Annotated in this window: 25 protein-coding genes; 20 read left to right on the top strand and 5 right to left on the bottom strand. The window is 72.9% G+C overall.

Annotated elements, in window-relative coordinates; all coding sequences use genetic code 11:
• The first annotated feature begins 1 nt into the window (after window position 1).
• Genes ACQP00_RS48860 through ACQP00_RS48845 form a run of 4 tightly spaced genes read left to right on the top strand, consistent with a single transcriptional unit; the run spans window position 2 to window position 4149 of the window.
• Window positions 2-874 (top strand): sulfotransferase domain-containing protein, encoded by an 873-nt coding sequence (locus ACQP00_RS48860; RefSeq protein WP_433210775.1) that lies wholly within the window; start codon window positions 2-4, stop codon window positions 872-874.
• Window positions 871-2346: a lipopolysaccharide biosynthesis protein gene (locus ACQP00_RS48855; protein WP_433210773.1), complete on the top strand. Its 1476-nt coding sequence runs from the start codon at window positions 871-873 to the stop codon at window positions 2344-2346. The genes ACQP00_RS48860 and ACQP00_RS48855 overlap by 4 nt, the downstream gene beginning before the upstream one ends.
• Window positions 2343-3089: a methyltransferase domain-containing protein gene (locus ACQP00_RS48850; RefSeq protein WP_433210771.1), complete on the top strand. Its 747-nt coding sequence runs from the start codon at window positions 2343-2345 to the stop codon at window positions 3087-3089. The genes ACQP00_RS48855 and ACQP00_RS48850 overlap by 4 nt, the downstream gene beginning before the upstream one ends.
• 10 nt (window positions 3090-3099) lie before the next feature.
• Window positions 3100-4149, top strand: coding sequence for a glycoside hydrolase family 26 protein (locus ACQP00_RS48845; protein WP_433210769.1), 1050 nt, complete (start codon window positions 3100-3102; stop codon window positions 4147-4149).
• On the opposite strand, the gene ACQP00_RS48840 is transcribed toward ACQP00_RS48845, so the two are convergent.
• Both ACQP00_RS48840 and ACQP00_RS48835 read right to left on the bottom strand, forming a co-directional pair.
• A complete protein-coding gene (locus tag ACQP00_RS48840; RefSeq protein WP_433210767.1) occupies window positions 4119-4907 on the bottom strand; it encodes a patatin-like phospholipase family protein in 789 nt (262 codons plus the stop codon). The two genes, ACQP00_RS48845 and ACQP00_RS48840, sit on opposite strands and share 31 nt — an antisense overlap.
• Window positions 4793-5773 (bottom strand): DMT family transporter, encoded by a 981-nt coding sequence (locus ACQP00_RS48835; RefSeq protein WP_433210765.1) that lies wholly within the window; start codon window positions 5771-5773, stop codon window positions 4793-4795. The genes ACQP00_RS48840 and ACQP00_RS48835 overlap by 115 nt, the downstream gene beginning before the upstream one ends.
• Window positions 5774-5907: 134 nt before the next feature.
• On the opposite strand from ACQP00_RS48835, the gene ACQP00_RS48830 reads away from it, so the two are divergent.
• The 5 genes from ACQP00_RS48830 (at window position 5908) to ACQP00_RS48810 (ending at window position 11509) form a co-directional block, all read left to right on the top strand.
• Window positions 5908-7215 carry a PLP-dependent aminotransferase family protein gene (locus ACQP00_RS48830; protein WP_433210763.1) on the top strand — a complete coding sequence of 436 codons (1308 nt, stop codon included), beginning with the start codon at window positions 5908-5910 and terminating at the stop codon, window positions 7213-7215.
• A gap of 39 nt (window positions 7216-7254) precedes the next feature.
• Window positions 7255-8868 (top strand): DUF885 domain-containing protein, encoded by a 1614-nt coding sequence (locus ACQP00_RS48825; protein ID WP_433210761.1) that lies wholly within the window; start codon window positions 7255-7257, stop codon window positions 8866-8868.
• Window positions 8869-9082: 214 nt separating this feature from the next.
• Entirely contained in the window at window positions 9083-10360 is a 1278-nt protein-coding gene (gene eno, locus ACQP00_RS48820) for a phosphopyruvate hydratase (protein ID WP_433210759.1), read from the top strand.
• 67 nt (window positions 10361-10427) lie between these two features.
• A complete protein-coding gene (locus ACQP00_RS48815) occupies window positions 10428-10985 on the top strand; it encodes an FtsB family cell division protein (RefSeq protein WP_433210757.1) in 558 nt (185 codons plus the stop codon).
• The gene (locus ACQP00_RS48810; RefSeq protein WP_433210755.1) at window positions 10982-11509 is read left to right on the top strand and encodes a DUF501 domain-containing protein; all 528 of its coding nucleotides are present in this window, start codon (window positions 10982-10984) and stop codon (window positions 11507-11509) included. Before ACQP00_RS48815 ends, ACQP00_RS48810 begins: the two co-directional genes overlap by 4 nt.
• Here ACQP00_RS48810 and ACQP00_RS48805 read toward each other — a convergent pair.
• Window positions 11486-12436, bottom strand: a complete 951-nt coding sequence (locus tag ACQP00_RS48805; protein WP_433210753.1) for a phosphotransferase — start codon at window positions 12434-12436, stop codon at window positions 11486-11488. The two genes, ACQP00_RS48810 and ACQP00_RS48805, sit on opposite strands and share 24 nt — an antisense overlap.
• A gap of 75 nt (window positions 12437-12511) precedes the next feature.
• A complete protein-coding gene (locus ACQP00_RS48800; protein WP_433210751.1) occupies window positions 12512-13006 on the bottom strand; it encodes a cellulose binding domain-containing protein in 495 nt (164 codons plus the stop codon).
• 24 nt (window positions 13007-13030) lie between these two features.
• Here ACQP00_RS48800 and ACQP00_RS48795 point away from each other — a divergent pair, with 24 nt between their 5' ends.
• Both ACQP00_RS48795 and ACQP00_RS48790 read left to right on the top strand, forming a co-directional pair.
• The gene (locus ACQP00_RS48795) at window positions 13031-13534 is read left to right on the top strand and encodes an amino-acid N-acetyltransferase (protein WP_433210749.1); all 504 of its coding nucleotides are present in this window, start codon (window positions 13031-13033) and stop codon (window positions 13532-13534) included.
• Window positions 13535-13552: 18 nt separating this feature from the next.
• Window positions 13553-14473: an exopolyphosphatase gene (locus ACQP00_RS48790; RefSeq protein WP_433224291.1), complete on the top strand. Its 921-nt coding sequence runs from the start codon at window positions 13553-13555 to the stop codon at window positions 14471-14473.
• 61 nt (window positions 14474-14534) lie between these two features.
• Here ACQP00_RS48790 and ACQP00_RS48785 read toward each other — a convergent pair whose 3' ends face one another.
• A complete protein-coding gene (locus ACQP00_RS48785; protein ID WP_433210747.1) occupies window positions 14535-14957 on the bottom strand; it encodes a hypothetical protein in 423 nt (140 codons plus the stop codon).
• A 157-nt stretch (window positions 14958-15114) separates the two neighbouring features.
• On the opposite strand from ACQP00_RS48785, the gene ACQP00_RS48780 reads away from it, so the two are divergent.
• The 9 genes from ACQP00_RS48780 to ACQP00_RS48740 all read left to right on the top strand — a co-directional run bounded on the left by ACQP00_RS48780 (window position 15115) and on the right by ACQP00_RS48740 (window position 22230).
• On the top strand, window positions 15115-15825 hold the full coding sequence (locus ACQP00_RS48780) for an LppU/SCO3897 family protein (protein ID WP_433210745.1): 711 nt from the start codon (window positions 15115-15117) through the stop codon (window positions 15823-15825).
• A 118-nt stretch (window positions 15826-15943) separates the two neighbouring features.
• Entirely contained in the window at window positions 15944-16270 is a 327-nt protein-coding gene (locus ACQP00_RS48775; protein ID WP_433210743.1) for a PadR family transcriptional regulator, read from the top strand.
• On the top strand, window positions 16267-17169 hold the full coding sequence (locus tag ACQP00_RS48770; RefSeq protein WP_433210741.1) for an HAAS signaling domain-containing protein: 903 nt from the start codon (window positions 16267-16269) through the stop codon (window positions 17167-17169). Before ACQP00_RS48775 ends, ACQP00_RS48770 begins: the two co-directional genes overlap by 4 nt.
• A 10-nt stretch (window positions 17170-17179) precedes the next feature.
• The gene (locus ACQP00_RS48765; protein ID WP_433210739.1) at window positions 17180-17872 is read left to right on the top strand and encodes a uracil-DNA glycosylase; all 693 of its coding nucleotides are present in this window, start codon (window positions 17180-17182) and stop codon (window positions 17870-17872) included.
• A 9-nt stretch (window positions 17873-17881) separates the two neighbouring features.
• Complete coding sequence (locus tag ACQP00_RS48760; RefSeq protein WP_433210737.1) at window positions 17882-18631, top strand: DUF4129 domain-containing protein; 750 nt, start codon at window positions 17882-17884, stop codon at window positions 18629-18631.
• Window positions 18621-19286 (top strand): hypothetical protein, encoded by a 666-nt coding sequence (locus ACQP00_RS48755; protein WP_433210735.1) that lies wholly within the window; start codon window positions 18621-18623, stop codon window positions 19284-19286. The genes ACQP00_RS48760 and ACQP00_RS48755 overlap by 11 nt, the downstream gene beginning before the upstream one ends.
• Window positions 19283-20272 (top strand): AAA family ATPase, encoded by a 990-nt coding sequence (locus ACQP00_RS48750; RefSeq protein ID WP_433210733.1) that lies wholly within the window; start codon window positions 19283-19285, stop codon window positions 20270-20272. The genes ACQP00_RS48755 and ACQP00_RS48750 overlap by 4 nt, the downstream gene beginning before the upstream one ends.
• Before the next feature lie 57 nt (window positions 20273-20329).
• Window positions 20330-21655, top strand: a complete 1326-nt coding sequence (locus tag ACQP00_RS48745; protein WP_433210731.1) for a DUF58 domain-containing protein — start codon at window positions 20330-20332, stop codon at window positions 21653-21655.
• On the top strand, window positions 21655-22230 hold the full coding sequence (locus ACQP00_RS48740; RefSeq protein ID WP_433210729.1) for a hypothetical protein: 576 nt from the start codon (window positions 21655-21657) through the stop codon (window positions 22228-22230). Before ACQP00_RS48745 ends, ACQP00_RS48740 begins: the two co-directional genes overlap by 1 nt.
• Window positions 22231-22269 lie beyond the last annotated feature (39 nt).

The raw sequence follows: 22269 nt of genomic DNA, 5'->3' as shown, positions 1-22269 counted from the left end.
CATGCCCGTGCCGGTCCCCGAGACGATGAAGCGCATCGTCCACTTCGGATCCCGCAACTACGGCCAGCTCACCGCCGGCCGGCGGATGCTGCCGCAGTTCCTCATCTGCGGCGGGCAGCGCTGCGGCACCACGTCGCTCTACCGCGCCCTGGCCGCGCACCCCGCCGTCATCAAGGCCGTCCTGCACAAGGGCGTGCACTACTTCGACGTCGGCTACCACCACGGCCTGCGCTGGTACCGCGGCCACTTCCCGCTGCAGCGCCGGGCCGAGCGGGTCCGGGCCGAGTTCGGGGTGCCCGCGCAGACGTTCGAGTCGAGCCCGTACTACATGTACCACCCGCACGCCCTGGCCCGCATCGCCGCCGACCTGCCCGGGGTGCGCCTGGTCGTGCTGGTGCGCGACCCGGTCGAGCGGGCCTACTCCCAGCACGCGCACGAGGTCGCCCGCGGCTTCGAGCCCGAGGTCGAGTTCGGCCGGGCGCTGGAGCTGGAGCAGGAGCGCCTCGACGGGCAGCGCGAGAAGCTGCTGGCCGACCCGTTCGCGTACAGCTTCGCCCACCAGCACCACGCCTACCGCGCCCGCGGCGAGTACATCGAGTACCTCGAGCCGATGGCCCGCCTGCTCGGCCGCGACCGGGTGCACGTGGTCGACAGCACCGAGTTCTTCACCCGGCCGGAGCCGGTCTACGACGCCGTCGTGGACTTCCTGGGCCTGCCGCACGTGAACGCGTACCCGCCGTTCGACCGGCACAACGCCCGGCCCCGCAACCGCCTCGACGACTCGATCGCCCAGCAGCTGGCCGAGCACTACCGGCCGTACGACGAGCGGCTGGCCGACTTCCTCGGGCACCGGCCGAGCTGGATGCTCAAGTGACGAGCACGCTGGAGCGGCCCGCGGTCGAGTCGCCCGGCGGGATGCTGCGCGGCGCGGCCCGCGGCGGGATCGCCAACCTCGCCGGCACCGTCTGCACCGGCCTGGCCGGCGTCGGTGTCACCTGGCTGGCCGCGCGGGCCCTCGACCCGCACGCGGCCGGCGCGTTCTTCGCCGCCACGGCCACCTTCGGCCTCGGCGTGACGGTGGCCAAGCTCGGCGTGCAGACGTCCCTGGTGTACTGGCCGGCCCGGATGCGCGCGGTCGGCGACCTGTCCCGCTTCGCCGAGCTGCTGCGGATCGCGCTGGTCCCGGTCGCGGTGGCCGCGGTGTGCATCGCGGGCGGCCTGTGGTTCGGCGCCGAGCTGCTGCCCGGTCGGCCCGACCTGGTCCGCGCGCTCGCCCTGTTCCTGCCGGCCGCCGCGTTCACCGACGCGCTGCTGTCCACCACCCGCGGGCTGCGGGCGATGCGCCCGACGGTGCTGCTGGACCGGGTCATGCGCCCGGCCGCGCAGCTGCTGCTGCTCGTGCTGGTCTGGGCCCTCGGGTGGAGCGAGCAGCTGTTCGCCGCGGTGTGGGCCCTGCCGTACATCCCGACCGCGCTGCTGGCCGGCTATGCGCTGCAGCGGCTGCGCAGGACCCTGCGGCCCGAGCAATCGGACACGTCGGATTTCACGCCCGGGCGTTTCTGGTCCTTCACCGCGCCCCGAGCCGTCGCCAGCTTCGCCCAGATGGCCCTGCAGCGCGTCGACGTGCTCATGGTCGCCGCCCTGGCCGGCCTCGCGCCCGCCGCCATGTACGCGGTGGCCGGCCGGTTCGTCATCCTCGGCCAGTTCGTGAACCAGGGCGTCTCGCAGTCGGTGCAGCCGCGGCTGGCCGAGCGGCTGGCGGTCCAGGACACCGCGGGCGCGAACCTGCTGTACCGGCAGTCGACCGCCTGGGTCGTGCTGTGCTGCTGGCCGCTGTACCTGCTGGTGTTCACGTACGCGCCGCTGTACCTGGGCCTGTTCGGCGAGCACTACGAGGACGGCGTCGGCGTGGTGCGCGTGCTCGCGGCCGCCATGATGGTCGCCACCGCGTGCGGCATGGTCGACGTGGTGCTGGCGATGGCCGGGCGCACCTGGTGGAACCTGGCCAACGTCGGGCTGGCCCTGATCGTGATGCTCGGCGTCGACGCGCTGCTCATCCCCCGCAGCGGCGCATTCGGCGCGTCCGTCGGCCTCGCGGCCGCGGTGCTCGTGAACAACCTCGTCCCGCTCGTGCAGGTCGTGCGCGGGCTGGGACTGCACCCCTTCGGCCGGGCGACGTTGCTCGCCTGTGCCATGGCGGCCGGGTTCTTCGCCGCGCCCCAGCTCCTGCTGTGGCCGCTGCACCCCGGTCTGATCGTGAAATTCGCCGCCACCGGGGCGGGTGCCGTCGCGTACTGCTACGCGGCGGTGCGCTTGAGAACAGTTCTGATGCAGGGGGGACGATGAGAACGGATTACGCGGAGGTCTTCCAATCGGAGGCGGCGGTTGAGAAGTACGAGCGGGTGGTCTATGCGCCGGAGACCTACGCGACGGCGGTGAGCGTGCGCCAGCGGGCGTTCCTGCGCCGGCTGGTGCGGCGGGAGTTCACGGCCCGGCGGCCGGTCCAGCACGACTTCGCCTGCGGCACCGGGCGGGCGATCAAGCTGCTGCACGGCGTGGTGCGGGCCGCGCACGGGTATGACTCCTCGGAGCAGATGCTCGCCAAGGCCCGGGAGGCGGGCGTCTACGCGAAGCTGCACCAGGTGACCGAGGACGGGCCGGTGCCGGAACCGGCCACAGTGGACGGACCGGCCCTGGTGACCGTGTTCCGGCTGCTGCTCAACGCCCCGAAGGACGTGCGGGACCGGGCGATCGCGTTCGCCGCCCGGATCCTGCCGGAGGCGGACTCGGGGCTGCTGGTCGTGGAGAACCACGGCAACCGTACGTCGCTGCGCCACCTGCGCCACCGCGCGCACCGGGGCAACGCGTGGTTCGCCGAGCTGCAGCACGGCGAGGTCGAGCAGCTGCTGGCCCGGCACGGCTTCGAGGTCATCGACCGGCGCGGCTTCGCCGTGTTCCCGGCCGGGGCGTACCGGCGGGAGTGGCTGCGCCCGATGGCCCGAAAGGCGGATGACCTCGCTACCCGATCGCGCAGTCTCTCCGGGGTGGCCACGGACGTTCTCTATGTAGCAAGGCGGATTCCGAAGTAGGAGACCATCGTTGAAGCGGATCGTCGTCACCGGCGCTGTGGTGGCCGTGGTCGTCGCGGTCGCCGCGGCCGTCACCCTGACCGTGCTCAATCGGGACCGGCCGGACCGTCCGCCCACGGCGGCCCCGTCGTCCACAGTGGAGACGGGGCCGCCCGCCATCGCCACGTCCGAGGGGCCCTTCCAGGCCGGGCCCGTCGGACCGCCGAAGCGGGGCTCCTACCTCGGCGCGTGGGTGCGGCCCGAGCACCTCACGGAGCCGGGGCGGGTGACGGCGATGACGGTCTGGGAGCAGACGCTCGGGCGGAAGATGGCGATCGTCAACACCTACCGCCGCTTCGACGAGAACTTCATCAACGACTCCGACCGCCAGTTCGCGGCCCGCGGCAGCACGCTGATGCTGTCGTGGGCCGGCGGCGACACCCGGCTCGTCACGATGGGCCGCTACGACGAGCTGATCCGCGAGCGGGCCCGGGAGCTCAAGGCCTTCGGGCATCCGGTGCTGCTGCGGTACCGCTGGGAGATGGACCGCCCGAACCTGCGCGCCCAGATGTGGTCCGGCGAGGACTACATCGCCGCCTGGAAGTACGTGCGGAACATCTTCGTCCAGGAGGGCGCGACCAACGCCTCGTGGGTGTGGTGCCCGACGGCCGAGGGCTTCCAGAACGGCTCCGCGCCGAGCTTCTACCCCGGCGACGACCAGGTCGACTGGACCTGCGTGGACGTGTACGCGGGCACGAAGTACGGCACCATCGGCCAGCTGATGCGCCCGTTCCTGGAGTTCGTGGCCAAGCACCCGAGCAAGCCGGTGATGATCGGCGAGTTCGGCATCGCCCGCAGTTGGGGCACCGGCCAGCGGTCCGCGTGGCTGCGGGACGCCTCGGCGACGTTCAAGGCGAACCCGCAGATCCGCGCGGTGCTCTACTTCGAGTCGGACCCTACCGACAACAAGGGGCCGACGAACCAGTACATGGTCTCCGACGACCCGGACGTGCTCGGCGCCTTCCGCACCTCGCTCGCCCAGGACGAGTACTACAGGCCGATGACGAGCTCGCGGCCCTGACGTTCGCCGGCGGCCAGGGTCGGCATCCAGCGCCCGGCGTCGAACACGTTGCCGCCGATCGCCGCCATCGACGCGTCGTCGGGCTCGATGACGGTGAACGCCGGGTCGAGCGAGTCGCGCTGCAGCAGCGGCATGCGCGGCGCCACCACGACGACCCTGTCGTAGCCGGCGGCGAGGTCCGCGTTGGTCCGCGACCGCACGCCGCCGTCCATGTACTTCGCGCCGTTCACCGGGATCGGCGGGAAGATGCACGGGACCGCGCAACTGGCGGTGACGGCGGGCACCAGGGGTACACCGGAATCGGCATCCCACTGCACCGGCTCTCCGGTCTCGGCGTTGGTGGCGGTCACCGTGAGCCGCTCGGGCCAGCCCTCGATCGGCAGCCGCCGCCCGAACGCCGCCAGCCACGGCTCCGGCGGCCCGACCGCGGCCTCCAGCGCGATCCGGCCGAGCCGCCTTCGCATCTCGGCCGGCTCCAGCGACTCGTCCTGCAGCAGGCCGAACGCGATCGGGCCGAGATTCCAGTCCGCGTTGAGCGGCGGGTCGCCGGGCCCGAGCGGGGCCTCGATGGCCGCGGCGGTGCGCGGGTCGCCGAACGCGGCGACGAGGGCGCCGGTCATGGCGCCGGCGGAGGTGCCGAGAATCAGGTCGGCCTGCCCGAGGGCGATGCCCCGGTCGTGCAGGCCGACGAGGATGCCGAGTTGCCAGGCGACGCCGGTGATGCCACCGGCGCCGAGGACGAGCGCGGTGCGTTCCATTCATCTTGCTTAACACGCCCGCCTGAACGCGTCGCCGCGATCACCAGACCGGCACCCACCAGCAAGACGCCGGCCACCTTGCCCGGGCCCGGCGGCGCACGGTCCACCGCGGCCGCCGTGATCAGCGCGAACACCGGCACCAGGCCGACGAACAACCCCGCCCGGTCCACGCCGAGCCCGGCCACGCCCGAATACCAGCACACGAACGCGATCACGGTCAGCACCAGCCCGAGGAAGGCCAGCGCGGCCCCCTCGGACGCGTCGGGAAGGCGCGGCCGCTCCCCGCTGAAGGGCAACAGCAACAGCAGCAATGGTACGGCCAGTGCCGTGCTCCACGCCGAGACGCGCACCGGTCCGAGGCGCGGCAGCAGGGGCGCGGCGAGCAGCGAGAAGGCGGCCTCGCAGAGCAGCACCCCGGCGGCCGCGACGAGGCCCGCCCGGTCGTGCGCGCCGAAGCCCGACACGATCGCCGCGCCCGCGACCACCACGGCGGCCGCCCCGAGCAGCCGCGGCGTGGGCCGGCGGCGCTCCTGCAGCGGGCCGAGCAGGGCCAGCAGCAGCGGGCTCGCGCCGACGATGGTGGCGATGACGGCCGGATCGGCGTGCCGCAGGGCGAAGAGCAGCAGCACGTTGAACGCGACCAGCCCGGTCGCCGCCACCAGGGCCAGCCGGCCGAGTTCGCGCCCGTTCGGGTGAATCTTCCGCGCGTCGCGGGCCACCAGCGCGAACAGCGCCAGCGCGGCCAGGCCGTAGCGAATCGCCTGGCCGGAGAGGATCGGATAGCCGACGATCGAGCGGCTCACGACGAACGAACTGCCGAGAATCGCGCAGGTCAGCACGCAGAACGCGATGTGGCGCCGGGTCATGCGGGTGAACTTACGGCGGCCAGTGGTACCCGCTACAGTGCCACCGAGACCGGCTTTTAGGGGGCCAATTTTTGTCGGTTTGGGAGGCGTTGGTCGAGCTCGACCGCACCCGGCCACGGGTGGGGGAGCAGCTCGTGGGCGCGCTCAGGGAGGCGATCACACGGGGCCGCCTGGCACCGGGGACCCGCCTGCCCTCGACCCGCGACCTCGCGACCGACCTGGGCGTCTCCCGCGGGCTGGTGGTCGGCGCCTACGAGCAGCTGGCGGCCGAGGGGCGGCTGATCAGCCGGCGCGGCTCCGGCACCGTGGTGGCCGAGGTGGTCGCGCCCGCGCCGCTGCGGCGGGCCGACGCGACCGAGCGGCCGGCCGCGGTCGCGCCGCTGCGCCCGGGCGTGCCGGACCTCGGGGCCTTCCCGCGCACGGCGTGGCGGCGGGCCTACGAGACCGCGCTGACCAGCGCGCTGGACGCGGACTTCGATTACGGCGACGCGACCGGGGTGCCGCGGCTGCGGGCCGAGCTGGCGGGCTACCTGGGCCGCGTCCGCGCCGCGCTCGTGCCGCCCGACGGCCTCATCGTCACCGCCGGGGTCACCCAGGGGCTCGCGCTGCTGGCGCGGGTCCTGCTGGCTCGCGGTACCCGCTGGATCGCCCTCGAGGATCCGGGCCCGGCCGCCCTGCGCGACCATCTGGCCCGGCTCGGCCTCGACGTGGTGCCGGTCCCGGTCGACGGCGACGGGCTCGACGTGGCCGCCCTGGCCCGCACCCGCGCCCGCGCGGTCGTGCTCACCCCGGCCCACCAGTTCCCGACCGGCGTGGTGCTCGCGCCCGGGCGGCGGGCCGAGGTGGTGGCCTGGGCCCGCCGCGTGGACGGGCTGGTGGTGGAGGACGACTACGACGCCGAGTACCGCTACGACCGCGAGCCCGTCGCGTGCCTGCAGGGGCTGGCCCCGGACCACGTGGCGCTGGTCGGCTCGGTGAGCAAGGTCCTGGCACCGGGGCTGCGGCTGGGCTGGCTGGCCGCGCCGCCCGGGTGGGTCGACGAGCTGTGCGCGGCCAAGCACGACGCCGACAACGGCGGCCCGGCGCTGCAGCAGCTGGCCTTCGCCGAGTTCCTGGCCGGCGGCGCCTACGACCGGCACCTGCGCCGCGCCCGCCGGCTGCACCGCGAGCGCCGCGACGCGGTAGTGGCCGCGGTGCGCCGGCACCTGCCCCGGGCCCGCATCGGCGGCATCGCGGCCGGGCTGCACCTGGTGGTCGAGCTGCCGCCGGGGGTGGACGACCTGGCCCTGGCCGCGCGGGCGGCGGACGCCGGGCTCGGCCCGCTGGCCCTGTCGACCCTGCGGATGCGCAAGGCCGGCCCGTGCGGGCTGGTCCTCGGCTACGCCGCGCACACCCCGCACGAGCTGGCCGCCGCGGTCCGCAAGCTCGCCACGCTGGTGTGAGGGCAGCCGCCCGGCGGTCCACCCGATACCGTCGGGGGCATGTCCCAGCACTTTGTTCCACTGGCCGAGCACATCGCCGACGCGTTGCTCGAGTGTGCGCCCGCGCTCGCCGCCGGCGCCGGGGATCACCGTTTCGACGACCGGCTGCCCGACTACTCCGCCGAGGGCGTGGCCGGCGACGTCGACATGCTGCGCGACGCCTCGGCCGCGCTGAGCCAGATCGACCTGGACGAGCTCGACCCGCAGGACCAGGTCGACCACGCCGTGCTGCTGGCCCGGGTGGAGCGGATGCTGTTCGAGCGGACCGAGATCCGCGAGCACGAGTGGAACCCGCTCGTGCACAACCCGGGCGGGCTGCTGCACGGGCTCATCTCGCGGCCGTTCGCGCCGGCCGAGGAGCGGCTGATGTCGATCGCCGCCCGGCTCACCGCCGTTCCGGACGCCCTGGCCACCGCCCGCGAGGTGCTGGGCGACGCGCCGCGGGTGCACGTCGAGACGGCGGTCGGCCAGTTCGCCGGCACCGCCCGGCTGGTCCGCGAGGAGCTCGGCGAGCTGTTCAAGGAGGCGCCCGGGATGGCCGAGGTGGTCGCCCCGGTGCAGGAGCGCGCGGCCGAGGAGCTCGACGCGTTCGCCGCGTGGCTGCGCGGCCGGCTCGACGGCGCCGAGCGCGACCCGCGGCTGGGCCGGCGGCTCTGGGAGGCCCGGCTGTGGCACACGCTGGACACCGAGCTCGGCGCCCGGACCGTGCTGGAGCGGGCCGAGGCCAACCTGGAGCGGGTGAGCGCCGAGCTGCGCACGGCCGCGGCCGAGCTGACCGGCGGGCCGGAGACCGACGAGACGGTGCGGGCGGCGCTCGCCCAGGCGGCCGCCGACGTGCCGGACAACGACACGATCGTGGACCTGGCCAAGGTGTCGCTGGACGAGGCGACCGAGTTCGTCCGGGCGCACGACCTGATCACCCTGATCGACGACCCACTGGTGATCATGGAGATGCCCGAGTTCGCGCGCGGCGTGGCGGTGGCCTACTGCGACCCGCCGGGCCTGCTGGAGCCGGCCGAGCTGCCGACGTTCTTCTGCATCTCGCCCACCCCGTCGGGCTGGTCGGACGAGCGGGTGGCGTCGTTCTACCGCGAGTACAACAGCCACATGCTGCGCGACCTGACCGTCCACGAGGCGACCCCCGGGCACTTCCTGCAGCTGGCCCACGCGCGCCGGTTCCGCGGCCGCACCAGGGCCCGGGCCATCGGCTGGAGCGGCCCGTTCGTAGAGGGCTGGGCCGTCTACGCCGAGGAGTTCATGGCCGAGCGCGGCTTCGGCGGCCTGCCGGTGCGCCTGCAGCAGCTCAAGATGCAGCTGCGGATGAGCATCAACGCGATCATCGACCAGCGGGTGCACTGCGACGGGATGACCGAGCAGGAGGCGATGGCGCTGATGATGGAGCGCGGCTTCCAGGAGGAGGGCGAGGCGGCCGGCAAGTGGCGGCGGGCCCTGCTCAGCTCGACCCAGCTCTCGACGTACTTCGTGGGCTACACCGAGGTCCGGCAGATCGCGGATGAACGCCCGGCGAACGTCACACTCCGCGACTGGCACGACCGTATGCTCGCCCACGGCTCCCCGCCGCCCCGCCACCTGCGCACGCTGCTGGAGCTCTGACCGACCGGCGGCCGCCGGCCCCGCCGGAGTGCGGTTCGTGGAGGCCGCGCACACGGCGGGCCCGGCTCCCTCGGCGCTCACCGCGACCGATGTGTGGCAGGGGGCGTGGGTGGGCGGAGCCCCCCACTGGGGAGCGACCGAAGGAAGCGCGAAATACTGAGGGTGCCGCACCGTGGCGGCCGACCAAACATTTTCTGCAAGGAGTGACACGACAGTGGCCACTATCGAAGCAATCGGCGCGCGGGAGATCCTCGACTCGCGGGGCAACCCGACGGTCGAGGTCGAGGTCGTCCTCGACGACGGCACCCTGGCCCGGGCGGCGGTTCCCTCGGGCGCCTCCACCGGCGCGTTCGAGGCCAACGAGCTGCGCGACGGCGACAGCAAGCGCTACCTGGGCAAGGGCGTCGAGAAGGCCGTCGAGAACGTCAACGAGCGCATCGCCGAGGCCGTGCGCGGGTTCGACGCCACCGAGCAGCGCCTCGTCGACCAGGCCATGCTCGACCTCGACGGCACGCCGGAGAAGTCCGAGCTGGGCGCCAACGCCATCCTCGGCGTCTCGCTCGCCGTGGCCAAGGCGGCGGCCGACTCGGCCGGCCTGAGCCTGTTCAAGTACCTCGGCGGCCCGAACGCGCACCTGCTGCCGGTGCCGATGATGAACATCCTCAACGGCGGCGCGCACGCGGACTCCAACGTCGACATCCAGGAGTTCATGATCGCGCCGGTCGGCGCCCCGACCTTCCGCGAGGCGCTGCGCACCGGCGCCGAGGTGTACCACACCCTCAAGTCGGTGCTGAAGAAGAAGGGCCTGGCCACCGGCCTGGGCGACGAGGGCGGCTTCGCCCCGAGCCTGCCGACCAACGCGGCCGCGCTCGACCTGATCGCCGAGGCCGTCGAGAAGGCCGGCTACTCGCTGGGCAGCGACATCGTGCTCGCGCTCGACGTGGCCGCGACCGAGTTCTACAAGGACGGGTCCTACGGCTTCGAGGGCGGCACCAAGTCCTCCGACGAGATGATCGCGTACTACACGTCGCTCGTCGACGCGTACCCGATCGTGTCGATCGAGGACCCGCTGAACGAGGAGGACTGGGACGGCTGGAAGGCGATGACCGAGGCGCTCGGCGGCCGCATCCAGATCGTCGGCGACGACCTGTTCGTCACCAACCCGCAGCGCATCGCCCGGGGCATCGCCACCGACACGGCGAACGCGGTCCTGGTCAAGGTCAACCAGATCGGCTCGCTCACCGAGACGCTCGACGCCGTGGACCTCGCCCACCGCGCCGGCTTCCGCACCATGATGAGCCACCGCTCGGGTGAGACCGAGGACACCACCATCGCCGACCTCGCCGTGGCCCTGGGCACCGGCCAGATCAAGACCGGCGCGCCGGCCCGCTCCGAGCGGGTGGCGAAGTACAACCAGCTGCTGCGCATCGAGGACGAGCTCGACGACGCGGCGCGCTACGCCGGGCGCGGGGCCTTCCCGCGGTACCGTTAACCGTTCTTGACCGCCCGCGGCCTTCACCAGCTGGAGGCCGCGGGCCGTGCGGACCTTGGGGGAGGGCATGCAGCCGCGGAGCAGGCCAGGCGGGCGCTCGTCCCCTCGCAACGTCAACACCCGCAACGCCGGCACCCGCAACGCCGCCGGCGCGCGCAACGTCAGCAAGGGCCGGGCCCCCTCGCGGCCCATGGTCGCCCGGCGGGCGGTGGCCACCGGCGGCGCCGCGATGCGCACCCGGGCCCCGCAGCCGCGCCGGTTCACCAGCCGGGCGGTGGTACTCAGCCTGATCCTGCTCGTGCTGCTGCTCGCCTACGCCTACCCCGTGCGGGTGTACCTCGCCCAGCAGGCCGAGATCGAGGCCCTGGAGCAGAGCCAGCAGCGGCAGGCGGCCAAGGTCGCCGAGATGCAGGCGCGGGCCAAGAAGTGGGACGACCCCGAGTACGTGATCTCCCAGGCCCGCCAGCGCCTGCACATGGTGCTGCCGGGTGAGAAGCCGTACGTGGTGGTGGACCCGGCCAACAGTCAGCAGACCGACCCCGACGAGCTGCCGGGCGCGCCGAAGCAGCCCCGGGCCTGGTACGGCAAGTTGTGGTCGAGCGTCGAGGCGGCGGACAAGCAGTGAGCGATTTCCAGAAGGCCACCGACGAGGATCTCGCGGTGGTCGCGGCCCAGCTCGGCCGCACGCCCCGCGGCACCCGGGCGGTCGCCCACCGCTGCCCGTGCGGCCTGCCCGACGTCGTGGAGACCACGCCCCGGCTGCCCGACGGCACGCCGTTCCCGACGCTGTTCTACCTGACCTGCCCCCGGGCCGTGCACGAGTGCAGCCGCCTGGAGTCGGCGGGCCTGATGCGCGAGATGGGCGCCCGGCTGGCCGAGGACCCCGAGCTGGCCGCGCAGTACCAGCGGGCCCACGAGGACTACCTGGCCCGCCGCGAGGCGGTCGGGCACGTCCGGGAGATCGACGGCGTCTCCGCGGGCGGCATGCCCACCCGGGTGAAGTGCCTGCACGTCCACCTCGGCCACGCCCTGGCCGTCGGCCCGGGGGTCAACCCGTTCGGCGACGAGACGGCCGAGCTGGCCGGCGAGTGGTGGGCCCAGGGCCCGTGTGTCGCAAAGGAAACCTCACTCGATGCTGGTGACGACTGACCGCAGGATCTCGTAGCCCTCGGCGTCGTCCTGCGTGCCCGTGTGCGGCCGGCGGAAGCGGCGCACCTCGACCGCGATGTCCGACAGCGCCCACCGCAGCTGGAACAGCATGATCGTGGACGGGCGGACCAGCACCCCGGTCGCCTCGGCGTAGGCCGCGAAGATCGAGCCGTCGCCCGGCTCGATCAGCCACAGGTCCCGCTCCGGCGGGGAGACCAGCACGGTGTCCCAGTCGATGAGCCGCCAGCCGGTCGGCGTGCGCATGGTGTTGCCCGAGTGCGGCTCCCCGTGGGTGAGCACCGCGCGCACCGGCTCGGCCCGGCTCTGCAGCACCAGCTCGTCGTAGCGGGCCAGCACCCGCTGCAGCGGCCGGCGGTGCTCCTCGAGCAGGTCGGCCGCGGGCACCGCGTAGGGGCCGCAGCCGGACTGCTCGCCGGGCGCGCGCAGGGCGGCCTCGACCTCGTCGCGGTGCGGCACCGCGAAGTCGTCCACCCGCGCGTGCCGCCGGGCGATCGGCGGCGCCGTGTGCAGCCGGATGATCATGTCGAGGGTGGCCTGGCGGTGGGCCGGGCCGGTGAACGCGTTCCAGTCGAAGCTCGCACCCTCGACGAACGGGTACAGCGCGATCGTGAACGACCCCGACCGCATCGTGCTGGCCCCGCTCAGCGCCGGGATCGGGGCGACGACGAAGGTGTGCCCGGTGGCGTGCAGGTCGGCGGCCGTCCGCAGCGAGGCGTCGAGCTTCGCCGGGTCGGCCGGCTCATCGACGTTCACGAACCAGCGGAAGCCCGCCGTGTCCGTGACCTCCCAGTGGTGGGAGCCGAAGCCGACCGGCCGGTAGCCGAGCGATTTGACCGGAATGCCCCACTCCCGGCTGATCAATATCCCGAGTGCGTCCTCGGGAAGCCCGGCCGGTGGGGTCAGCACCCAAAGAAGGTACGTCAGACTTCTTGCCAAAGCGGGACCGGATACCCGCCACATGCAAACAGTCAGATTTATGACTCAACAGGGCGCGCCATTGACAGAGCAGCTCGTGGGTGGGCCGGCCGGCCCCTTGGCCTCGAATCCCATCCGGATCGCCCCGCCCGCCTCCAGGTAGGTGTTGTACGCCTGGGAGCGCAGCACGAGCTTGCCCGGCTGCTGCTCGGCGGTGGCGCCCCAGGTCGAGGTGACGTCGACGTCCTTGGGCAGTTCGAGGTTCACCATCCAGCCCATCAGCGGCTGGCTGCCCAGGTTGGTCACGGTGACCTCGGCGTTGAAGCCGTCCTTCCACTTGCTGCGCACCGCATAGGCGGCCTTCACGGTGCCCGGCTTCGCGGTACCGGCGACGCTCGCCCCGGGCGACGCGTGCGGGGGACCCGTCGTGCGCGCCACCGGCTTGACCGGTTGCGGGCCGGGCCCGTCTTTGGTCACGTACAGGACCGTCATGGTGCCGGCCGCCACGGTCATCACCGCGGTGGTGACCATCAGCACCCGATCGCGTGTCAGGAGCCACATCCGCGCGCCACTACCCTTGCGTTCATGGAGGTAACCGTCCGGCGGGCACGAACCGCCGACGTGCGGGGGATTCGGCGGCTGGTCGCGATGTACGTCGCGGACCGGCGGCTGCTCTCCAAGCCCACCGTCGCGCTCTACGAGGCCGTGCCGGAGTTCTGGGTCGCCGAGCGCAGCACCGACGGCACCATCGTCGGCTGCGGTGCGCTCCACGTGATGTGGGAGGACCTCGCCGAGGTGCGCACGGTGGCGGTCGACCCGCTGCTGCGCGGGCACAAGATCGGCCACCGGATCGTGGCCGAGCTGCTCGACGCGGCCCGCGACATCGGGGTGCGCCGGGTGTTCGTGCTGACCTTCGAGACCCGGTTCTTCGCCTCGTTCGGGTTCATCCCGATCGACGGCACCCCGGTCACCCACCAGGTGTACGAGGAGCTGCTGCGCTCCTACGACGAGGGCGTGGCCGAGTTCCTGGACCTGGAGCGGGTCAAGCCCAACACCCTGGGCAACCACCGCATGCTGCTGCATTTGTAGGCTGGGCCGGTGAAGCGCGTGGCGGCCATCGACTGCGGAACCAACTCGGTGCGGCTCCTGATCGCCGACGTCTCCGATGTCTCTGACGACCCGGGAGCGTCGGCGGTGTCGGACGTGACCCGGCAGATGCGGATCGTGCGGCTGGGGGAGGGCGTCGACCGGACCGGGCGGCTGTCCCCGGCGGCGATCGAGCGCACCCGGGTGGCCCTGGTCGACTACGCGGCGGACATCGCCGAGGCCGGGGTCGACGCGGCCCGGATGGTGGCCACGAGCGCGTCGCGGGACGCCGAGAACGCGGCCGACTTCCGCGCCATGGTGCTCGACACGCTCGGCTTCGCGCCGGAGGTGATCACCGGCGACGAGGAGGCCCGGCTCTCGTTCAACGGCGCCGTGCGCGGCCTCACCGCCGAGGCCCCGTTCCTCGTCGTGGACATCGGGGGCGGCTCCACCGAGTTCGTGGTCGGTGAAAGGGATGTGGACGCGGCCATCAGCGTCGATATCGGGTGTGTGCGGATGACCGAGCGGCACCTGCGCGCCGACCCGCCCATCCCCGAGCAGGTGGCGGCGGCCGAGGAGGACATCGCGGCCGCGGTGGACCGGGCCCTGGCCGCGGTCGACGGCGCCCGGGCCCGCACGCTGGTCGGGCTGGCCGGGTCGGTGACCACGGTGGCCGCGCTGGCGCTGGAGCTGCCGGAGTACGACCCGAAGCGCATCCACCGCGCCCGCGTCTCGGCCGCCGACATCGCCAAGGTGACCGCCGACCTGCTGGGCCGCACGGCGGAGCAGCGGCTGCGGTATCCGGTGATGCACCCCGGCCGCGCCGACGTGATCGGCGCGGGGGCCCTGATTCTGCGGATCATCGTCGAGCGGGCCGGCCTGGACGCCGTCATCGCCTCGGAGTCCGACATTCTGGACGGAATCGCCCTGTCGCTCGCGTAATTTTCGCAACGTTCACGTGTCGGATTTGCGTCACCGCAGCTCAGCACCCGTGCACGGAGCGTCACCCGGTCCGGCGTACCTCGGCCCGGGACTGCTCGCGCGGCTCGGCGTCGTCGCGGGACCACCACCAGCCGTACGTGAGCACGCCGTCACTGGGCATGGTGATGATGATCTTGGCCGGAAGGGCGCCCTCGTAGGCGCTGAACACCCCGGGCTCGCTCTGCACGAACCGGGTCACCCCGGGCAGCTCCAGGCAGGTGACGTGCAGTTCCAGCCGGCCGGCCTCGCTCGCGGTGAGGATCGTGTGCTCGACGTGCTGCAGTCCTTTGCTGTCGCTGACCGCCTCATAGTCCAGCGTGATGGCGTTGCCGCGCACCACCGAGGTCACCTTGATCCGGGCGACGAAAGGTCCGGACTCCAGGCCGTCGCCGCGCCCCCGATACACACCGGGACCGGCCGCAAGCCGTTTCAACAGATCGGTCACGGCGCACACCGTAATACGAACACGCTCAGTGCTGCGCGGGTTGGCCCTCTACCGCTATCGTGAGCCGTCTCCAGTGGGTCGAAGGGGCGGTTTCCCAAGCTCAACCGTCTTTTTGCCCGTTAGGGTGATCTTTGCGGCATACCCCGGAAGGAAACACATGTCTGATCAGTACCCGCCGCCCGGCAGCTACCCGCCACCCGGTGGCGGGGGTTACCCGCCGCCCGGCGGTGACCAGCCGCCGTACGGGCAGTCGTCCGGCGCGCCCTACGGCCAGCAGCCGTCCTCGGGCGGCCCCTACGGCCAGCAGCCCGCGTCCGGCGCCCCCTACGGCCAGCAGCCGTCGTCCGGCGCCCCTTACGACCCGGCGTACGGGCAGCCCCCGGCGTCCGGCTCGCCGTACGACCAGCCGCCGTCCTACGGTGCCCCGGCCGCGCCCGGTGCCCCGTTCGGCGCCCCGCCGCCGCCTCCGAAGAAGAGCAGCGCCGGCAAGATCATTCTGATCATCCTCGGCGTCATCCTGGTCCTCGCGCTCGTCTGCTGTGGCGGCATCTTCCTGTTCGCCCGCAGCACGTGGAACGACATCGTCGACAGCGTGAACTCGGACCCGTCGAACGCCGCGGTCGGCGACTGCCTGGCCGGCGACTCGATCAGCGACAACACGTCGAAGAACGTCAGCGTGAAGATCGTCAAGTGCGACGACTCGACGGCGAAGTACAAGGTCGTGGGCATCAAGAACGGCGTGTCCCAGACCGAGGCGCTCAAGGACGAGGCCACCGTCTGCGACGCGTTCTCCGACGCCAAGTACGTGCTCTGGCAGGGCACCAACGAGGCGAGCGGCGACGCCCTCTGCCTCGACGACGCCAAGTAAGACCCCGGCACCGAAGCAAGCTTTCGCAGGGCGGTCCGCGCAGCAGGCGGGCCGCCTTTTGCGTGTCCCGGTGTTCCGTGCTTGATAGTACTTCGCACTGCATAGTACTGTGCATGCCGTGGACACCACCCAGCTGCTCAAGGGGGTGCTCGACCTGGCCGTGCTCGCCGTGCTGCGGGACGAGGACGGTTACGGGTACGACATCCTGCGCCGGTTGCGCGCGGCCGGCCTCGAGGAGGTCGGCGACGCCTCGGTCTACGGCACGCTGCGCCGCCTCTTCCAGGCCGGCGCGCTGAACACCTACGTGGTTCCTAGCGAGTCGGGGCCGCACCGCAAGTACTACGCGCTCAACGCGGCCGGCCGCGCCCAGCTGGCCCAGTCCGGCAAGGTCTGGCACGGCTTCGCGCAGACCATGGACCGCCTGATCGGGGAGGAGGCGGCATGACCGCGCCGAGCGACAGCAGCTTGGAGATCGACTTCTATCTGGAGCGGGTGGCCGCGGCGCTCGCCGACCTTCCCCAGGAGGTGCGCGACGACCTGCTCGAGGACCTGCCCGCGCACTTCGCCGAGGTGCTGGAGGAGCAGGGCGGCTCGCTCGTCGAGCGGCTCGGGCCGCCGGCCGACTACGCCGCCGAGCTGCGCGCGGCCGCCGGGATCGAGACCGCCGGCGCGACCGCGACCACCCGGGCCGGCATCGACCTGGAGCAGCTGCGGGAGCGGCTGCGCACCGCCGACGAGCGCACCGGCCGGCTGATCGGCTACGAGCGCACCTCCGACTTCCTGCGCCTGCTCCGCCCGGCCTGGTGGGTCGCGCGCGGGGTCGCCGTCGTCGTGCTGATCTTCGCGCTGGACATCATCCCCACCGACCGCCTCGACGACCCGATCGGCTGGGTGCTCATCGCCGCCGCCGTGATCGTCTCGGTGCGGCTGGGCGCGACCGGGCGCCCGCGCATGCACCGCTTCGTCGGCTACGGGATCACCGCCCTCGGGGTGCTCGGCGTGCTGGTCATGGCGGTCAACCTGGACCGGCTGGGCGGCTCGACCTACTACACCCCGAACTCGTCGTACAACCCGTACGAGAACGTGCGCGACGTGTACCCGGTCGACGAGAACGGGCGGCCGCTGCACGACGTCGTGCTGTACGACCAGGACGGCAACGTCATCACGATCGGCGACCCGTACCGGTGCGCCACCGATCAGTACAGCGACATGCGCGCGACGGTGCCGGCCTACCCGCTCTGCCCGATCGGCCGCTTCGCCCCTTCGGAGAGTCCGGTCCCGTCGGTGAGCCCTTCGGCGGTCACGTCCCCGTCACCCACGCCTTCCGTCAGCCCGTCCCGCTAACGTTCGAGGTGTGGGAGACGCGCTGGACGAGCTCGATCGGGAGATCTCCGAGTGCCGCCGCTGCCCGCGGCTGGTGGCCTGGCGGGAGGAGGTCGCGGCGGTCAAGCGCGCGGCGTTCCGCGACGAGGAGTACTGGGGGCGCCCGGTGCCGGGCTTCGGCTCGCACCGGGCGCCCGTCGCCATTCTCGGGCTCGCCCCGGCCGCACACGGCGGCAACCGCACGGGCCGGATGTTCACCGGCGACCGCTCCGGCGACGTGCTCTTCGCCGCGCTGCACCGCGCCGGCCTGGCCAACCAGCCCACCAGCACGTACCGCGACGACGGCCTCACGCTGACCGGCACCCGGATCTTCTCCGCGGTGCGCTGCGCCCCGCCGGACAACAAGCCCACGCCCCAGGAGCGCGACACGTGCGCCCCGTTCCTGCACCGCGAGCTGCGGGAGATCGCGCCGGACCTGCGCGTGGTAGTTGCACTCGGCGCATTCGCGTGGGCCGCCTTCTGGCCCGCCCTCCGGGCCGTCTACGGTGTAGCACCGGCGCGGAAGGTTCCGTTCGGTCACGGCACGCTGTGGCAGGCCGAACGTGCCCCCGCGTTGCTCGGTTGTTACCACGTGAGCCAGCAGAACACCTTTACCGGTCGGCTCACGCCAGGAATGCTGGACGAGGTTCTCGCCCGGGCGAAAGTGCTCGCCGGGCTCCCTTAGAGCGACGGGATGCTGGTGAAGGCTCAGGACCGCACCTTCAGCCGATGGTTGCCGGTGCTGGGCGTCATCGCCGTCCTGCTCATCGGCGGACTGGCCGCGTCCATGTCCTCGCCCGAGATCACCAACGTGCCCGTCCCGACCCCGGCCGCGCCCGAGCCGACGGCGACCGCGCTGCCCACCGACGAGATCGCGACGGCCGAGCCGACGCCGGAGCCCACGCGCGACGACGAGTTCGAGATCCCCGGCTGGGTGCTCACCGCGGCCACCGCCCTGTGCGGCCTGCTCGTCCTGGTGCTCGTCGGCAGCCTCGTCTACTACCTGCTCTCCAACCGCACCGCCAAGCCGAAACCGCGGGTCTTCGTCGAACCCGAGGCGCCCCGGCCGATGGTCGCGGGCGCCGCCGAAGAGGTCATGGCGGCCGTCGAGGCGGGCATCGTCGAGCTCAGCGACACCGACACCGACCCCCGCCGGGCCGTGATCGCGTGCTGGGTGCGGCTGGAGCGCGCGGCCGCCGCGGCCGGCACCCCGCGCCTGGTCGGCGACAGCCCGACCGAGCTGGTCACCCGCCTGCTCTCGGCGCACCAGGTCAGCCGGCCCACGCTCGAGGGTTTCGCCGACGTGTACCGCGAGGCCCGCTACGCCACCCACCCCGTCGGCGAGCGCTCCCGCCAGGACGCGATCGGGGCCCTTCGCCAGATCCGGGCCGAGCTGTCCGGCGTCGGCGCGAGCGCACCGGGAGGTGGTCCCGGTGCCGCGTGAGGAGCAGGTGGTCGGCCTCGATGAGCTGTTCGACGGCGGCCCGGCCGTCCCGCGCCGCGAGCAGCCGCCGCGCCCGTCCCGCCGGCCGTCCCGGCCGTTCGACTGGCGCTGGTGGGTCCGCCGGCTCTTCGTCGCCTTCGCGCTGACCACGGTCGGCTTCGGCATCCTGTACTTCGTCGGCTACATCGTGTCGTACCCCCTCATCCTGCTCACGATCGTGGCCGTCCAGGTGATGCGCGAGATGCTCGTGCAGGTCCGCTCGGACGAGCTGCCGGCCACCGTCACCGGCCGCGGCCTGGAGCCGGCGGTCCGCCCCGACGAGCGCCCGGGCGGCGACGTGGCACCGACCCGGCGCATGCTGCGCGACTCGATCCCGCCCCGCGACGGCATCCTGCTGGCCGTGGCCAAGTGGGACGACCGGTTCGTCTGGGGCGAGCGCGACCCGAACCGGTTCGCCGCCGTGGTCGTACCCCGCTTCACCGACCTCGTCGACGCCCGGCTGCGCCAGCGCCACGGCATCACCCTGGCCGGCCAGCCCGACCAGGCCCGCAAGCTGGTCGGCGAGGAACTCTGGCAGTTGCTGCACTACACGCCGTCCCGCGTGCCCAGCCCGCAGGACATAGCATCGATCGTCGCAAAGGTGGAGGCGCTATGAAGACGCTCGCACCGGCCGAGGTGGGCCGGATCGCCAAGGTGGTCCTGGACCAGGTCGGCACGGTGGTCGTCGGCAAGCGCGACTCGCTGGAGCTGGTCCTGGCCGGAATCCTGGCCGGCGGCCACGTGCTGCTGGAAGACCTGCCGGGCCTGGGCAAGACGCTGACCGCGCGCTCGTTCGCCCAGGCGCTCGGCATCGGCTTCCGGCGGCTGCAGTTCACCCCCGACCTGCTGCCCGCCGACGTCACCGGCTCGTTCCTCTACGACCAGCGCAACCACGAGTTCTCGTTCCGGGCCGGGCCGGTCTTCACCAACCTGCTGCTCGCCGACGAGATCAACCGCACGCCCCCGAAGACCCAGTCGGCCCTGCTGGAGGCGATGCAGGAGCGGCAGGTCTCGGTCGAGGGCGCGACGTACCGCCTCGACGCGCCCTTCCACGTGCTCGCCACGGCCAACCCGATCGAGTACGAGGGCACCTATCCGCTGCCCGAGGCCCAGCTGGACCGGTTCCTGCTGCGGGTGTCGTTCGGGTACCCGGAGGCCGACGAGGAGTGGGACGTGCTGCGGCGGCGGATGTCGCGCCGGCAGGAGGAGGCCGTCCTCGAACCGGTCGTCGACTCGGAGACGCTGCTGGCCATGCAGGCGGCGCTCGAGGACGTCGTGGTGGAGGACTCGATCGGGCGGTACATCGTGAGCCTGACCGCCGCCACCCGCGTCCACCCGCACGTCCTGGTCGGCGCCTCGCCCCGCGGCTCGCTCGCGCTGCTGCTGCTCTCCCGCGCCTCGGCCGCGCTGAGCGGGCGGGACTACGTGGTGCCCGAGGACATCAAGGCGGTCGCCATCCCGGCGCTGTCGCACCGCATCTCGTTGCGCCCGGAGATGTGGCTCAAGCGCATCGACCCGCGCTCGGTGGTGACCGAGGTGCTGGGCCAGACGCCGGCGCCGGCCAGCGGGGCGCTGCCGACGTACGGCGGAAGGCGCGGCTGATCGGCATGGTTGATCGAGATGGTTGATCGAGATGGCTGATCGAGATGGCTGATTCGCATGGCTGACGCAGCGCCGCGCTCGCACGCGCGGGCGTTCGAGCCGACCCGGGCCCTGGGCAGGGCCGTGCTGGTCGCCGGGGCGCTCGTGCTCGTCGCCGTGCTCACCGGCCGGTTCGACCTCGTGGTCATCGCCACCCCGTTCGCCATCGGCACCGCGGTGTCGCTGGTCCGCCGGCCGCGGCGGGGCCCGACGGTCGAGGCCGTCGCGGCCGAGCCGTTCCTGGTCGAGGGGGCCGACCTCGGCGTCTCGGTCAACATCGGCAACCCCAACCCGGCCGACTTCGACCTGGTCGTGGTCCGCTCCGTGGTGCCGCGCTGGGTCAAGCTCAAGCACAGCGACCGCCCGTACGCGGTGAACGTCGAGGGCGGCACGATCTCCGGTGTCGACCTGGAGGGCCGGGTCCTGCGCTGGGGCCGCCACCCGCTCGGGCCGGTGACCGCGCACGCCATCGCCTCCGACGGGCTGCTCGTCGGGCGGGCCGTGCAGACCCCGCCGCTGCCGCTCAAGGCGTACCCGGCGACCGAGCACTTCGACGCGGCCGAGGCCATGCCCCGCGCGGCCGGGCACGTCGGCGGGCACCGCTCCCGCCGCCCCGGCGAGGGCGGCGAGCTGGCGGGCGTGCGCCGCTTCGGCCCCGGCGACCGGCTGCGCCGCATCGACTGGCGGGTGTCGTTGCGCACCCGCGAGATCCACGTGGTGAGCACCCTGTCCGACCGCGACGCCGAGGTGGTCGTGCTGCTCGACGCGCTGCACGAGGCCGGGCGCTCGGGTGGCATCGACGGGCGCGCCTCCGTGCTCGACATCACGGTGCGGGCGGCGGCCGGCATCGCCGAGCACTACCTGCACCGGGGCGACCGGGTGGCGCTGCTGCAGTACGGCGGGACGGTCCGTCATCTGCGCGCGGCGAGCGGCCGGCGGCACTACATGACCACGATGGAGTTCCTGCTCGACGTGGCCGCGAGCGAGGAGGCCGACGAGCCGCCGCCGTCGTCGTTCGGGCCGCACATGATCCAGGGCAACGCGCTGGTCATGGTGCTCACCCCGCTGCTGGACCTGCGCAGCGCGGCGATGCTGGCCAACCTGGCCCGGGCCGGGCGGTTCGTGGTCGCGGTCGACACCCTGGCCGACTCGGTGCTGCGCGTCCGCGCGACGGGCAAGTGGGGCGACGTGGCCTGGCGGATGTGGCGGCTGGAGCGCGAGGCGATCATCGGGCAGCTGCGCGAGCACGGCGTGCCGGTCGTGGCCTGGGGCGGGGCCGGCAGCCTGGACGAGGTCCTGCAGGGCGTCGCGCGGGTCGCGGTCGGGCGGACGGTGACGGCCTGATGCTGCAGGAGCTGAGCGAGTACGTCGCCGGGCGGGTCGGCCGCTGGCGGGACATGGCCGCGCGGGCCGCCGCCGGGCCGCTGTTGATCCGGGCCGGGATCGCCGTCTTCGCCGCGCTGAGCCTGGTGCTGGCGTTCCCGGGCGACGTGATGCGCAATGTCGCCGCGATCCTGCTGGCCGCCATCGTGGCGCTGCTGCCGGCCACGTTCCCGCGCAGCCGGCTGGTCGGCCTGGCCGTCTTCGCGTGCGCGTTCGGATGGGTGCTGGGCACGCTGATGTACGGCGAGGACGTCGAAGTCCCGCGCCTGATCGCGCTGTCCGCGACGCTGTACCTCATGCACTCCCTGGCCGCCCTCGCCGCCGTGCTGCCCTACGACGCCGTCGTGTCGCCGGGCGTGATCAGCGGCTGGCTGCTGCGCGCGGCCGCCGTGGTCGCGGTCAGCGCGATCGTCAGCGTGGCGATGCTGTTCCTGGTCAAGGTCACCCTCGGCCCGGTGTACCTGGTGGCCTCGCTGGTGGGCGTGCTCGCGGCCGGCGCGCTGGCCTACCTGGTCGCGCGGCGGGCCGGCCATTGACCCTTGTGGTCGGGGTTACACCCGTGGTAACGGGCATTA

Source organism: Dactylosporangium sp. CS-047395, assembly GCF_050942185.1.
Lineage (GTDB): Bacteria > Actinomycetota > Actinomycetes > Mycobacteriales > Micromonosporaceae > Dactylosporangium.
The sequence above is the reverse complement of the archived record's forward strand: the minus strand, read 5'-3'. Positions and strand labels throughout refer to the sequence as shown.

What these genes read in the sequence shown, in the direction of transcription:
- ACQP00_RS48860 (WP_433210775.1), top strand. Translation starts at nt 2, where the DNA reads ATGCCCGTGCCGGTCCCCGAGACGATGAAGCGCATCGTCCACTTCGGA.
- ACQP00_RS48850 (WP_433210771.1), top strand. Translation starts at nt 2,343, where the DNA reads ATGAGAACGGATTACGCGGAGGTCTTCCAATCGGAGGCGGCGGTTGAG.
- ACQP00_RS48840 (WP_433210767.1), bottom strand. Translation starts at nt 4,907, where the DNA reads ATGGAACGCACCGCGCTCGTCCTCGGCGCCGGTGGCATCACCGGCGTC.
- ACQP00_RS48835 (WP_433210765.1), bottom strand. Translation starts at nt 5,773, where the DNA reads ATGACCCGGCGCCACATCGCGTTCTGCGTGCTGACCTGCGCGATTCTC.
- ACQP00_RS48825 (WP_433210761.1), top strand. Translation starts at nt 7,255, where the DNA reads ATGTCCCAGCACTTTGTTCCACTGGCCGAGCACATCGCCGACGCGTTG.
- ACQP00_RS48815 (WP_433210757.1), top strand. Translation starts at nt 10,428, where the DNA reads ATGCAGCCGCGGAGCAGGCCAGGCGGGCGCTCGTCCCCTCGCAACGTC.
- ACQP00_RS48800 (WP_433210751.1), bottom strand. Translation starts at nt 13,006, where the DNA reads ATGTGGCTCCTGACACGCGATCGGGTGCTGATGGTCACCACCGCGGTG.
- ACQP00_RS48795 (WP_433210749.1), top strand. Translation starts at nt 13,031, where the DNA reads ATGGAGGTAACCGTCCGGCGGGCACGAACCGCCGACGTGCGGGGGATT.
- ACQP00_RS48780 (WP_433210745.1), top strand. Translation starts at nt 15,115, where the DNA reads ATGTCTGATCAGTACCCGCCGCCCGGCAGCTACCCGCCACCCGGTGGC.
- ACQP00_RS48770 (WP_433210741.1), top strand. Translation starts at nt 16,267, where the DNA reads ATGACCGCGCCGAGCGACAGCAGCTTGGAGATCGACTTCTATCTGGAG.
- ACQP00_RS48760 (WP_433210737.1), top strand. Translation starts at nt 17,882, where the DNA reads ATGCTGGTGAAGGCTCAGGACCGCACCTTCAGCCGATGGTTGCCGGTG.
- ACQP00_RS48750 (WP_433210733.1), top strand. Translation starts at nt 19,283, where the DNA reads ATGAAGACGCTCGCACCGGCCGAGGTGGGCCGGATCGCCAAGGTGGTC.
- ACQP00_RS48745 (WP_433210731.1), top strand. Translation starts at nt 20,330, where the DNA reads ATGGCTGACGCAGCGCCGCGCTCGCACGCGCGGGCGTTCGAGCCGACC.
- ACQP00_RS48740 (WP_433210729.1), top strand. Translation starts at nt 21,655, where the DNA reads ATGCTGCAGGAGCTGAGCGAGTACGTCGCCGGGCGGGTCGGCCGCTGG.